Here is a 12,930-nt window from a genome sequence, read left to right on the forward strand (position 1 = left end):
GCTAGACATAAGACATCAACATTAAATTCTATGATTCGTCTATTTTTATACAAAAAATACGTGTATGTTATTGCTCAAACATACAATCTTAGCAAATAAAGCCCTTGATTTCTCTTACTACTCACAGTCTTAAAAATCTGTCAAGTTAGGAGATCCTAATTGCTGTTTCCTCTGCTAAATGTTAGATATTGGCAAAAGTCAGCCAAAAACATACAAAGTTTCTCATTAAATATATCTAAAGGTGGTTGAGGAGTGACTATGAAAACAACTCATGCTCAGCGCGATCCTTCCCAATTGAGAGCAATTTCTTTAGTACCATTGCTAGCAGGTATGGCTATAGTTGGAAGTGGTTTCGCTGTCTGCAATGCCGAGACGGTTGATGCGAACACTACTGCTGTTGAACCTGTTGCACATAAAGCATCTGTAGACCAGTCTAAATCTAGCAATAGTTTAGTAGAGAGAATCCAAAGTCAACAAACACGAACGTTGGCTACCCTAAAATCAGGAAATGTACCTGCTCCTGGAACAACTGTGACTTCATCTGCTCCTCTAACAGAGTCACCAGTTGCATCTCAGACAACAGAAAGCACGTCTTTAGAAGATTCCAAGGTTGCTCAAATCCTTATTGATCCTGGTCAACCAACAATTGGCGGCTCTAGCTATATAGGTGTTGCTGGTAACATTGGTTTGAGTGATAATGGCAGCACTGCCCTAGGCGGTGGTAATTTTGCAATCATTAGCAAAATTGGTTTAACAAACACTCTATCAACACGTCCTTCTGTTGTGCTAGGGGACAATGCAGTTATTTTAGTTCCTGTTACTTACGACTTCTCGTTTCAGTCTGTAGATGCTTTTACAGATCCATTGCCGATCGCTCCTTACGTAGGCGGAGGTGTAGCAATTTCTACAGGTGAAGATAGCACTTTTGGAGCTGTGTTAACAGGTGGCATAGACGTTCCTATTACCTCTCAACTCACAGCAACAGCGGCGCTTAATGTGGCGTTTGTTGATAACACCGATCTTGGACTCTTAATTGGAGTTGGTTATAACTTCGGCGGATTGGGCTTTTAAGTAGAAAAGAGCAGAAGGGCAGAGGGTAGGCGGGTAGTAGAGTAGGTGGGTAGTTGGGTAAGAGAGAAAAATAGTAATTAGATCTCTTTCACACTCTCACTCTCCCACTCTCCTACTCATTTGCCTTTAACTTACTTCGGGTTAACTTTGTCTGTGACTGCTAATTTTCCATCGTCATTGACCGTCCAAACATCATAAACGCCGACGACATCACCATTTTGATCGACATCGACATTACCACTCGCACCTTGGTAGTTAATGTCTTGACCTTCACGGAGTAATCTTAACCCTTCACAAACGTCACTAACTTCGGTTCCAGGTGCATTTGCCACTTCACGAATTTTGCTTGCAATTCCTTCACCTGTGTTGGCTTGAGCTGATTGCGCTGCGAGAACGAGGAGTGCAGTAGCATCCCAAGCTTGAGGAACATACTCTCCAGGAGGTCCACCTTCTTTTGATTGCCATAGCTGCGTAAGCGCTTGTAAAGCTTGACCGTCAGCACCTGGCACTGTGCCGATCGCTCCCGATACAATATATTTGCCATCACTCGATTTACCTACTTTTGTGGGGAAGCCCGCCGACTTCACACCATCAGTCAGCATAACTTGTACTCCCTGACTAACGCCCTGCTGATAAGCTGATTTGAGGAGTAAACTACCCGTTTCTTCATAAAGTACTGCAACTACAGCATCAGGATCGCCATTAAAAGCTGCCGCAGCTTCAGTTTCAAAGGTTGTTGCTTTGGGATCGTAGCGCGTCGGGTTTGCTTCATTCACAACAGTTCCGCCGAGTTGCTTAAAAGCTTGAACAAATGCGCGTTCAAAACCAACGCCATAGTCGTTATTAATTACTACAGTGGCAACTCGCTTAAATCCTCTTTGGTTTGCCAGTTGGGCTAAGGCTAGCGCTTGGTAGGTATCCGGTGGAGCAGTACGTGCCCAATAGCCTTGAAACTCGCCTTTACCCGCTCGTTCTGTAAATACCGGACTAGTACTACCAGGAGAAATTAACATAACTTTGTTGCGTACTGCAATCGGAACAGCAGCACTCGAAACACTACTAGCGAAAGATCCCACGACACCAGCAACGCGATCAACTTCGGCGAGTTTTGTCATTGCTGCTGCACCAGCACGCGGATCAGTTTGATCGTCTTGTGCAATGAGTGTCACGGGCTTGCCATTAACTCCACCACATGCATTAACAGTTTCGACGACTAAAGGGACAGAATCTACCATCTGCTGTCCAATTGCAGCTAAGTCTCCAGTAGATGGTAATAACGAGCCAATCTTGAGTCCGTCATTACTGCTAGTTGCAGTTGTGGTTGTCGCTGCTGGAGAAGCGCTATTTGCTCCTGGATTATTCGCAGGAGGAGTATTTTCACAAGCAGCTAACAAAAAACCAGCACCCAAGGCAGTCAAGGTAATCGATAAGGTACCAGGCTTTATTTGCCATTGAGGTCGATATAGACTTCTCACAGCATCAATTCTTTTCATCTGCTCACTCCTGTGCTTATGCAGTTGTATCTTCTATACGATTTAGGGAATGAGCTTGATTGTACGGCAACCATTGAAATAATTAGAGTGAGAAATTGTTAAGTCTTCACTCAAAATTCGCAGTTTGATGACTTAAATAACGGAGAGGGAGGGATTCGAACCCTCGGTACAGCCTTACGTACTGTACAACGGATTAGCAATCCGCCGCTTTCGACCACTCAGCCACCTCTCCAGGGTCACGAAACAATATACTATCACACTTAAAGGCAACAAGCAAAAGCTAGAAGTCGATTTTAAGATATATTTTCCTAAGTGCTAGCTCTTAACTAAAGTGCCTGCGATCGCAACCACGCAATCGGTAATGTACGTAATTTTCGCACCTGCGTGACATAAGCACGTTGGCGGAACACGTCGTAGTCATTGCGTTCAATAACACTTAAGATTTGACTGTAATGCATTAGGGCTGCCCATACTGGAAGACGTGCATCAGGTGATAAGTAGCTCACACCTGTTTCTGCTGTGGTATAAATCTGTCGCGTCCGCTCAATTTGGAAGCGCATCAGTTCTCGCCAGCGATCATCTACCACACCTTGAAATAGCTCTTGTTCAGAGTAATTGAAACGTTTGAGATCTTCTAGAGGTAGATAGATACGTCCCCGACGGGCATCCTCGCCAACATCACGCAGAATGTTTGTGAGTTGTTTGGCAATTCCTAAAGCGATCGCTTCTGGAGTCGGATCGTGCGGTGTTTGATTTTGCTGCCATGCGGCTGTCGTCTTTACGGGTTCGATACCCATGACAGCAGTTGACATTAAACCTACAGTTCCCGCCACTCGGTAACAATAAAGATTTAACTGCTCAAACGTCTCATAACGACTTCGATACAAATCCATCCGTTGTCCAGCAATCATGTCCCGAAACGGTTGAATGTCCAAATCAGGAAACTGCTGGATGGTATCGACTAAAGCAACATCCATGTCATCAACAGGATGTCCCGCAAACACGGATTCTAGTTGCTGCTCCCATAGTTCCAAGGTTTCAGGAGTTGTCATAGCAGCAGCCGGACCATCGACTAATTCGTCAGTTCGGCGACACCAGGCATAGATTGCCCAAATAGCACGACGTTTTTCCTCGCTCATCAGTAGTGTGGCGAGATAAAAGGTCTTGGCATACTTTGCCATGATCTGACGGCAAAGTTGGTATGCATCCTCCACAGATGCGAGCTTTTTCATGCACAGAGAATCAGGCAGTTGCAGCATTCGTTGCAGGCTGGATGTTTTGCATTTGCAGGCTATGAGAATTTGCCGACTGATGGGCTGCATTAATTGCCTGCGCTGTCAGCTTACCAGAAAGTACGGCACCTTCCATGCTACCTAGATATGGTTGCATGGTGTAACTCCCGCTGAGATAAAAATTATTGATGGGAGTTTGCTGGGTAGGACGGTAATTTTGACGCCCTGGTATCGCTGTGTAAACTGACCGTGGTGTCTTAACTACGTGGTATTTCAGCAGTTTTGCCGGATTGTCTCCACCAAAGTGTGCCGGAAAAAGATTTTCTAACTCTGCCAACGTTGCTTGTAAAATTTCTTCATCAGACTTCTTAATCCAATCTTTGGCAGGAGCAAGAACTAATTCCAACATCGAGCGGTTAGGATCGGCATACCCGCGACAGGTATTACTCATATCCGCATAAACGCTTAAAAGTGGCGATCGCGAAAATAGCAATTGGTCAATATCGGTCAACTTGCGGTCAAACCACAGTTGCAAGTTTACAACTGGTACTCCTTCAAGTCCTTCCAAAAGTTGGAAATACTCGTTTTGCTTCCAGATTTCTGGTAATAAGACTTTAACAACATCGACAGACATCGCTGAGACATAAGCATCTGCCGTTATCACAAATTCCGCCCCATTTAGCCCGCGCATTAAGTAACCTTTGACGCTGCCATCAGCATTAAGCAAAATTTCTTTCAAGGGCGTATTTGTATGCACTTCTCCGCCACGTTCAGTAATGTAATCTACCAGTGGTTGACACAGACGTTCAGGAGGCGAACCATCAAGAAACGCCATTTTTGAGCCATCTTTTTGTTGGAGAAAGCGGCTTAAAGCTGTTAACAATACGACAGCTGATATTTCATCTGGATTGATAAAATTTAACGATTTGGATGCAGCGATAAAAATATCTTGTTGTACCTCATCGCTGACGCCTTGCTGCTTCAACCATTCAGAAAAAGTGTATTGATCTGTTGCTTCCACATACTTTTGCCCTCGCAGCATCGCCGGAACCAAACCTTTTGCTAACTCAATTTTTTCACTCCAAGTCAGCATGTCGTTGTTACGCAAAATTGCCACAATGCCATTCAAGGGTGCGGGTAAGTTAGGAAAATCAAACCTGCTGTATGTACCTGGTTTTTCAGGTTGATTGAAGATCATCGTGTGTTCTTTCCACTGCAAACGATCTTCAATGCCTAGTTCTTTAAACAACTGCAACATATTGGGATATGCCCCAAAGAAAACGTGCAGCCCAGTTTCGTACCAGTCGCCATCGTTGTCTTGCCAAGCTGCAACCAAACCCCCCAATACATCTCGGCTTTCCAAAACAATGGGAGTGTGACCAGCGTCTGTGAGATATTTCGCGCAGGAAAGTCCTGCTAAACCTGCTCCAGCGATCGCTACTCGCATCTCTTTTGTGTTTGACCTTCAGTGTTTTGATGTTTACTCGGTCTCATTATACTTTGCATTCCTTTACATTTGTAGCCGCCAAGTGAGACGTAAGAGATTGGTACGCTGAGGTAATGTCATCAGAAATACGATGAAATAAAGGCTCAAACTAGGATTGATACGTTTCCAAAAGCAACTTTTTTGGTTGAATTTACACAAAAAATGTTTACATTGAAGTGCGATCGCATCTCGTGTAATGGTTTGCTCAAGCACTTTCGCGCTCCAACCAAGTAACCAAATCAACACGATCTGAAAAATCCAACAAAGCTTCACCCAAATTTTCTAACTGCTCAATCGATAAATTGCGAATTCTTGCTGCGATTTCTGGCGCTATAGTTCCCAAACGACGGTTAAGCTGACGCATAATCAACGATACTTCTCCTTCTTGTCGCCCCTGCTCAATTCCTCGTTCCATCCAACTGGTGACAATTTCCATAACTATTTGCTGCTCAACTGGTTCAATCCTACCAAGCTCAACCAGAAACCTCTGTTCTTCTGCTGCATTCAAACGTAGGTGTAAGTATCAATAAAGCCAGAAATCAATTTTGTCTTTGCTGGATTGAGCCTTAATGTTGCTAACAAGCGTAAACATTCTGCTTTCACTCTAGGGCGTTCTTCTGGAGTAATGTTCATTTTTGCCATCAGTGCGCTAGCTACCGGATTTGGCTGAGCGAGAAAATCCCGCCAGTTGAGGCGATTAAGCTGAATGACTCGAAAGTTGAAGCATAAGACCTCAAGGTCAGGAAAAATAACTTGATGGTAGCTTGGTTCTAGACGTTGGGGTGCATGATAAGAAAACAAGGCAATAGGGTAAACTGGTAAAGCAAATTTCTCGTATAACCGAGCAAAATAGCGGAACATTCGTCTACCAAAATTGCTTTGTGCTGTAGCTTGATTTTTGACATGGATGAGAAAATATGATTCTTGAGCGCGAAACTGCACTTTGGCAATCAAATCAGCTTCATATTGTTCTCCTTCTGTAACATCCGTAAAAACTTCTTTGTCTAGGAAAGTGAGCAATTCAGGTTCTATATAGGTAACAACTTCTGGTAAAAATAAAGCTAAAAACTCAAAGAAGAAAGTTGGTAGCAGCTCTTTGAATAGGCGGTCGTGGTCAATCTTCATTAAAGTGTTCTACACCTTTTGCTTGAGCAAAACGCGATCGCTGCCTTATGTATCCCTCGCTAGCAAGATACAATTGATTCAGCAAAGGTTCTCAACAATAATTTATTAAAACGCGCGAGGAGAACATTCACGCATGGGTAAAGTAGTCGGCATAGACCTTGGTACAACCAACTCAGTGGTAGCTGTCATGGAGGGTGGCAAGCCGGTGGTGATTGCCAATGCCGAAGGAATGCGGACTACGCCCTCGGTGGTAAGCTTCAGCAAAGACGGAGAGCGAGTTGTTGGCGAAATGGCACGGCGACAAACCGTTCTTAACCCCCAAAATACCTTCTACGCTGTTAAACGCTTTATTGGTCGCAAATATGGCGAACTTAGCCCAGAATCAAAACGAGTGCCCTACACTGTGCGCAGAGACGAAGCAGGTAACGTCAAAATTAAGTGTCCGCGTCTAGAGAAAGATTTTGCACCAGAAGAAATTAGTGCAATGGTGCTGCGTAAACTTGTAGAAGATGCTAGCCGATACTTGGGCGAACCAATAACTGGAGCAGTTCTTACGGTACCAGCATACTTTAATGATTCTCAACGGCAAGCCACACGCGATGCGGGACGAATTGCAGGGTTGGAAGTATTGCGGATATTGAATGAACCGACCGCTGCATCTTTAGCCTATGGTTTAGACAAGCAAGAAAACCAAACGATTCTGGTCTTTGACTTAGGTGGTGGCACATTTGACGTGTCAGTGTTAGAAGTCGGTGATGGTGTATTTGAGGTGAAAGCTACGAGTGGCGATACTCAACTTGGTGGCAATGATTTTGATAAAAAAATTGTTGATTGGCTAGCAGATCAGTTTTTAGAAACAGAGGAAGTCGATTTGAGGCGCGATCGCCAAGCCCTGCAACGCCTTACAGAAGCCGCAGAAAAAGCCAAAATTGAACTTTCTGGCGTAACGGTCACTGACATCAATTTACCCTTCATCACGGCAACAGCAGATGGACCTAAACACCTAGAAACACGCCTAACGCGGACGCAATTTGAAGGGCTGTGTACTGACTTGGTGGCGCGACTGCGTACACCCGTAAAACGCGCACTAACAGATGCCAATCTTCGACCTACAGACATTGAAGAAGTCGTTCTTGTTGGTGGCGGTACGCGCATGCCAATGGTACAGCAACTCGTCCGCGCCATGATTGGTCTAGAACCGAACCAAAATGTCAACCCTGATGAAGTTGTTGCAGTCGGTGCAGCAATTCAAGCTGGAATTCTGGGCGGAGAAGTTAAAGATATTCTGCTGTTGGATGTGACGCCATTGTCGTTGGGGTTAGAAACAAGTAACGGCGTGATGAAGAAACTTATTCCCCGCAATACGACAATTCCAGTGCGGCGGTCTGACATTTTTTCCACGGCAAGTAATAACCAAACTTTAGTGGAAATCCATGTCGTTCAAGGCGAGCGCGAAATGGCAGGTGATAATAAATCCTTGGGCAGGTTTAAACTCACGGGTATTTCTCCTGCACCGCGAGGTGTGCCGCAAATTCAAGTCGCATTTGACATTGATGCCAATGGTATTTTGTTAGTAACAGCCCTTGACCGAACGACAGGTCGCGAACAGAGTGTGACGATTCAAGGCGCTTCTACCCTAAGCGAAGCAGAAGTCCGGCGAATGATTCAAGAAGCAGAACAATATGCCCAATCTGACCGCAAACGGAAAGAAAAGGTAGAAAAGCGCACTCGTGCTGAGGCTTTGATTTTACAAGCAGAAAGACAGCTTAAAGAAATTGGCTTGGACTTTGGGATGCAGTTCGCACGAAGTCGCAGACAACGCATTGAAGCAATTAGTCGAGAATTGCGCGAATATCTTGCTAAGGAAAACGATCGCGGAATTGATCAAGCTTACGCTGATCTCCAAGATGCCTTGTATGAACTCAACCGCGAAGTTCGACAATATTTTAGTGAGGACGAAGATGATGATTTGTTTGGCTCAATTCGTCGTATCTTCACTGGCGAAGATGACTGGGAACCACCAAGGCGAGAGACGCGTTCCCCTTACTCCCCTTACTATAATGACAGACCAACCTATAATGACAGGTCCAGTAGACCGCGTCCGTCTTATCAAGATAACTGGGATGAAAACGATGACAACTGGCTGTAACTCACTCGACTGTGACTGCTTGCGGCGATTAAACTAGTTTGAACTGACAACTTTGAAAGCTGATAGCTGAGGGCTGATAGCTGATCGCTAAACTATGCAAAACGTGCAAAACTTTCGGGACTATTACGAAATTTTAGGAGTACCTAGAGACGCAACTAGTGAGGAGATAAAGAAGGTCTTTCGACGGTTAGCGCGACAATATCATCCTGACTTAAACCCAGGGAATAAAGAAGCCGAGGAGAAGTTTAAAGATATCAACGAGGCTTACGAAATTCTCTCTGACCAAACGAAAAGAGCGCAATACGACGAATACAGTAGTCACTGGAAAAAAGGGTTCTGGAGTAAGCAGACTGCTAGAGCAAAATCTTGGAGCGATCGCCGTAGTAGTACAGATGATGTTGATTATGGTCAATTTTCTGATTTTAATACCTTTATTGACCAAGTACTAGGACGTCGCAAAGAAAGAAACGGCAAGAATTCTCCTCCACCTCCAAGTAGTCCACCTCGCGATCCTTTTCGTCCAGGAACAACGCGAACTGCTTACACTATTTCTTCACGTTCAAGTCGTCGCGATGTTGAAGCGAAGTTGACTTTACCCTTAGAAAAAGCTTATCAGGGTGGAATTGAGCGAATTCGCTTAGAGGATGGGCGATCGCTGGAAATTAATATGCCTTCTGGAATGGTTACAGGTCAAACAATTCGCCTGCGAGAGCAAGGTCTTGGTGGCGGTGACTTATACCTGAAAATCACTGTGTCTCCTCACCATTTCTTTAAGTTAGAAGGCAACGATATTGCGATTCAAGTACCTGTTACTCCCAGTGAAGCAGCATTAGGAATTCCTGTGGAAGTACCAACTTTAGACGGTAGAGTAAAAATGAATATTCCTCCAGGAGTAAAGTCAGGTCAAAGATTGCGTTTGGCAAATAAAGGCTACCCCGATGAAGAAGGTCAACGCGGTGACCAATTAGTAGAAATTCAAATCGTCGTTCCCAAAAATTTGAGTTCTCAAGAAAGAGAACTCTATGAAAAACTGCACAAAGCCACAGCTTACAACCCTCGTACTGATTTACCTATGTAATTAGGGTTAACGGGTGTAGGAAACATGAGCTAAAAGAGGAATGTTCCTGGATACGTGCTATGCTGCTGTCTCAAATAAGATATGCATAGCTAGTGAGCTGTTGGATATCAGAAAAAAAGACTCTTTAAAATCTTCGTTACTGCTCAAGCTAATACAAAAGCAGCTTTTTGCCAACCTTTACTTTAATGCAAGCTGTTATTAATAACTTGTCATATAATTAAGCGTATTAATTATCAATAGTCAAAAGGTAAAAATTTACACTTAAGCCGATACATTTAGAAGAGAAATATTCGGCTAACAAGATTATTGTCATGCACGTGTCATTTTCTTTAAGGATTATTTTAAATAAATTTAGTGAATAATTAAGATCAGGTTGCAAGCGTTATTGAGATAAGGAGGCAATAGTGAGACGTCGTAAGTTTGTATATTTGGTAGGACTAGCAACTGCAAGCGGAGGGATGGCGATCGCATGCGCAGATAACCAAACGACTACCACCACAACATCACCAGCCACATCACCTGCAACAACAGCTTCACCTGCAGGTCCTCTTGAGAACGAGTTGGTCATCTACTCTGGTCGCAATGAAGAATTAATTGGTCAACTCATCGAACAATTTAGACAAGAAACTGGCGCGAATGTTCAAGTTCGTTATGGAGACACCGCAGAACTCGCCGCAACAATTTTAGAAGAAGGGAATAATAGTCCAACCGATGTTTTCTTTGGGCAAGATGCAGGGGCATTAGGTGCACTGCAACAAGAAGGTAGAACTGCGCAAATGCCAGAAAGTCTGTTAAATCAAGTTAACAGCCGTTATCGTTCGCCCGAAGGACAATGGATTGGTATTACAGGGAGAGTACGGACAGTTGATTACAATACTAATTTGGTGCAACCAGGGGAACTACCACAATCAATCTTTGGCTTCACTGAACCTAATTGGAAAGGTCGAATTGGTTGGGCGCCGACTAATGGGTCATTTCAGGCTTTCGTCACGGCTCTACGCGTCTCTCAGGGAGAAGAACAAGCAAGAAAATGGTTAGAAGGTATTCGCGCTAATGAACCTAGAACTTTTTCAAACAATACTGCTATTTTAGAAGGCTTAACGCGTGGAGAAGTAGCTGTAGGATTTGTGAATCACTACTACTTAGAACGAATCAAGCAAGAAAACCCCCAAGTTCCAGTAGAACATCACTTTACAAACGATGTTGGTTCTTTAGTTAATGTTGCTGGTGTGGCAATTCTTAATTCAGCGAGGCATCCTAATATTGCTCAGCGATTTGTAGAATACTTGTTGAGTTCTGATGCACAAAACTATTTTGCTACCGAAACTAGAGAGTATCCTTTAGCTTCAGGAGTCACACCGCAAGGAGAACTCGTGTCACTCAACCAAATTGAAAGTCAAACTCCCGAAATTGACTTGAGTAACTTGAGAGACTTGGAAGGAACATTGCAACTGTTGCAGCAAACACAAGTCGTTTAAAACAGGTTAGAGGTCAGGGATCGGAAAACAATTCCAATCTTTGATCTCTTCTGCGGTAAATTAAAACGAAGTTACCAAAAAATGCGATCGCGACTTTTCAAGATGATTAACGCTAGCGAAATTGTTAAATACAAACCTCAGTAATCATTTGCCGATCCACAAGTAAAAACTATAGTTTTAGAACAAGAAATCATCAACCCTGTTGCTTTAGTTAAGCTGAATGACAACACCCAAACAGTGGCTAAGTATTATATTTCATGAGCTTTAGTTTATCTTGACATTGATGCAACCGTGCGAATTGGCACGAGTTTTGATAATGCCGAAGTCCTACAAGCAGCGATTTAAAGTGCAGCTATTAGACCTTTTGCATGAATCACAAATGCCTTCCTTCCGATTTTCTTCGGGGCTACTTAAATAAAGATTTAACAGTAAGTCCACCTCCGCGGACTTCGTTTGTATAGCGGCGAGTGCGATCGCGAGTGGAGAACTCCAACCGATTCTACGAAGCTACACGCCTCAGGCGGGATTACCGATCGCCGTTGTATTTCCCCAAAAACGATATCTATCAGCTAAAGTCCGCACTTTTGTTGAATTTATGACAGAATTGACCACCGCTTTGAAACGAGTTGGAATTGTAGACTAAGGCAAAAAACATAGATTAACCCATAACACCTGTTGCAGACTGATAGGATCGATATGGAAAATAAAAACGCTTAATGACAACAGCAATTATGGCATTGAGTAATGTACGCGCTCTGTATCAACAGGTCATTTTAGAACACTATAAAAAACCACGGCACAAAGGTAAAACAAATCCTGTGCATCGTCAGCAACGCGGGCACAATCCTTCATGTGGAGATACGATTGAACTTACACTTAAGCTAAACGACGCTGGTGACACAATTGAAGATGTGAAATTTGAAGGCGAAGGTTGTGCGATCGCAATGGCGTCAGCTGATTTAATGGCAGATGTGTTGCGTGGTAAGCAAGTTACTGAAGCATTATCAATGGTGCAGCGCTTTCAAAATATGATGAAAGGCGAAGATGAGTTTCCCAAAGAACTCCGTAAACTTAACGTCATGCAAGGCGTTTCGCAATTTCCTGTACGGATTAAATGTGCAAACCTCACTTGGCACACCTTGAAAGCTGCATTAGAATCGACTCACGATATTGCTCATACTGGGTTTGTCAGTAACGAAGGCACGTAAATTATGATACGTTTGCAGGATTTAGCTAATTGCTAAAAGCTAATCGCTTTATATTACACCTCACCAACGTCATGATCACAACATCTGAATTTTTTCAACTCACGCAATGGGCAGGGATCGCGACACTGATTGTCGCAGTGTTAGCGATCGCCGGTTTTCTCTTTAAATGGGGTGTGCGGTTTCAGTTGGTGGGAGTCACAGGTTTTATGGCAGTACTGACAGGAGGTTTGTTTGCCCTCAGTTTAGTCCCCATTATGCGCACAGTCGTTCCTGGTGCGGTACGGTTTTCGGTAATATATGACAATGGGGCAACACAAGCAGTCATTGCTGTACCGCCAACAATTACCGAGACAGAACTCGATGCGACGTTAAGACAAGCAGCTAGCGACTTATTTTCATATGGTCGCTTAGGTCGGGAGCAAGATCAACTAAATATCCGCGCGCGGACAATTATTCATCCTGAATTGGGAGTTTCTCAACCACTATATTTGGGAAATGTTAAGCGATCGCTACGAAATCGCGAAGACGAGCAAATCCAGATCGAAATTTTTGCCGATAAATTCGCAAAATTACCTAAATCTTCAGCATAATTCTAAGATAAACTAAGCTT

9 protein-coding genes, 1 tRNA gene and 1 pseudogene are annotated in these 12,930 nt (G+C 43.7%); 6 read left to right on the forward strand and 5 right to left on the reverse strand.

Going from position 1 to position 12,930, the window contains the following annotated elements; translation table 11 throughout:
- Positions 1 to 258: 258 nt before the first annotated feature.
- Entirely contained in the window at positions 259 to 1,071 is an 813-nt protein-coding gene (locus tag CSQ79_RS13365; RefSeq protein ID WP_099701664.1) for a hypothetical protein, read from the forward strand.
- 131 nt (positions 1,072 to 1,202) lie between these two features.
- Here CSQ79_RS13365 and CSQ79_RS13370 read toward each other — a convergent pair whose 3' ends face one another.
- From CSQ79_RS13370 to CSQ79_RS13390, 5 genes and pseudogenes are all read right to left on the reverse strand, one after another.
- The gene (locus CSQ79_RS13370) at positions 1,203 to 2,564 is read right to left on the reverse strand and encodes an ABC transporter substrate-binding protein (protein WP_289501107.1); all 1,362 of its coding nucleotides are present in this window, start codon (positions 2,562 to 2,564) and stop codon (positions 1,203 to 1,205) included.
- A 140-nt stretch (positions 2,565 to 2,704) separates the two neighbouring features.
- Positions 2,705 to 2,796: transfer RNA gene (locus CSQ79_RS13375), tRNA-Ser, on the reverse strand.
- Positions 2,797 to 2,890: 94 nt separating this feature from the next.
- Positions 2,891 to 3,823 carry a 15-cis-phytoene synthase CrtB gene (crtB, locus tag CSQ79_RS13380; RefSeq protein WP_099701665.1) on the reverse strand — a complete coding sequence of 311 codons (933 nt, stop codon included), beginning with the start codon at positions 3,821 to 3,823 and terminating at the stop codon, positions 2,891 to 2,893.
- Positions 3,807 to 5,243, reverse strand: a complete 1,437-nt coding sequence (pds, locus tag CSQ79_RS13385; protein WP_099701666.1) for a 15-cis-phytoene desaturase — start codon at positions 5,241 to 5,243, stop codon at positions 3,807 to 3,809. Before pds ends, crtB begins: the two co-directional genes overlap by 17 nt.
- A gap of 244 nt (positions 5,244 to 5,487) precedes the next feature.
- A pseudogene (locus CSQ79_RS13390) lies at positions 5,488 to 6,407 on the reverse strand (Rpn family recombination-promoting nuclease/putative transposase).
- Positions 6,408 to 6,540: 133 nt separating this feature from the next.
- Here CSQ79_RS13390 and dnaK point away from each other — a divergent pair.
- The 5 genes from dnaK to CSQ79_RS13420 all read left to right on the forward strand — a co-directional run bounded on the left by dnaK (position 6,541) and on the right by CSQ79_RS13420 (position 12,910).
- Positions 6,541 to 8,556 (forward strand): molecular chaperone DnaK, encoded by a 2,016-nt coding sequence (gene dnaK, locus CSQ79_RS13395; protein WP_099701667.1) that lies wholly within the window; start codon positions 6,541 to 6,543, stop codon positions 8,554 to 8,556.
- Positions 8,557 to 8,650: 94 nt separating this feature from the next.
- Positions 8,651 to 9,634 (forward strand): DnaJ C-terminal domain-containing protein, encoded by a 984-nt coding sequence (locus CSQ79_RS13400; RefSeq protein WP_099701668.1) that lies wholly within the window; start codon positions 8,651 to 8,653, stop codon positions 9,632 to 9,634.
- A gap of 404 nt (positions 9,635 to 10,038) precedes the next feature.
- Positions 10,039 to 11,112 carry an iron ABC transporter substrate-binding protein gene (locus tag CSQ79_RS13405; protein WP_099701669.1) on the forward strand — a complete coding sequence of 358 codons (1,074 nt, stop codon included), beginning with the start codon at positions 10,039 to 10,041 and terminating at the stop codon, positions 11,110 to 11,112.
- Positions 11,113 to 11,843: 731 nt separating this feature from the next.
- Entirely contained in the window at positions 11,844 to 12,320 is a 477-nt protein-coding gene (gene sufU / locus CSQ79_RS13415; protein WP_099701740.1) for a Fe-S cluster assembly sulfur transfer protein SufU, read from the forward strand.
- 71 nt (positions 12,321 to 12,391) lie between these two features.
- Positions 12,392 to 12,910, forward strand: coding sequence for a Ycf51 family protein (locus tag CSQ79_RS13420; RefSeq protein WP_099701670.1), 519 nt, complete (start codon positions 12,392 to 12,394; stop codon positions 12,908 to 12,910).
- The last annotated feature ends 20 nt before the right edge of the window (positions 12,911 to 12,930 follow it).

This window comes from Gloeocapsopsis sp. IPPAS B-1203, from assembly GCF_002749975.1.
GTDB lineage: Bacteria > Cyanobacteriota > Cyanobacteriia > Cyanobacteriales > Chroococcidiopsidaceae > Gloeocapsopsis.

Excerpts from the sequence above, each read along its gene's own strand:
- sufU (WP_099701740.1), top strand. The coding sequence starts at position 11,844 with ATGGCATTGAGTAATGTACGCGCTCTGTATCAACAGGTCATTTTAGAA.
- crtB (WP_099701665.1), bottom strand. The coding sequence starts at position 3,823 with ATGCTGCAACTGCCTGATTCTCTGTGCATGAAAAAGCTCGCATCTGTG.
- pds (WP_099701666.1), bottom strand. The coding sequence starts at position 5,243 with ATGCGAGTAGCGATCGCTGGAGCAGGTTTAGCAGGACTTTCCTGCGCG.
- CSQ79_RS13400 (WP_099701668.1), top strand. The coding sequence starts at position 8,651 with ATGCAAAACGTGCAAAACTTTCGGGACTATTACGAAATTTTAGGAGTA.
- CSQ79_RS13370 (WP_289501107.1), bottom strand. The coding sequence starts at position 2,564 with ATGAAAAGAATTGATGCTGTGAGAAGTCTATATCGACCTCAATGGCAA.
- CSQ79_RS13365 (WP_099701664.1), top strand. The coding sequence starts at position 259 with ATGAAAACAACTCATGCTCAGCGCGATCCTTCCCAATTGAGAGCAATT.
- dnaK (WP_099701667.1), top strand. The coding sequence starts at position 6,541 with ATGGGTAAAGTAGTCGGCATAGACCTTGGTACAACCAACTCAGTGGTA.
- CSQ79_RS13420 (WP_099701670.1), top strand. The coding sequence starts at position 12,392 with ATGATCACAACATCTGAATTTTTTCAACTCACGCAATGGGCAGGGATC.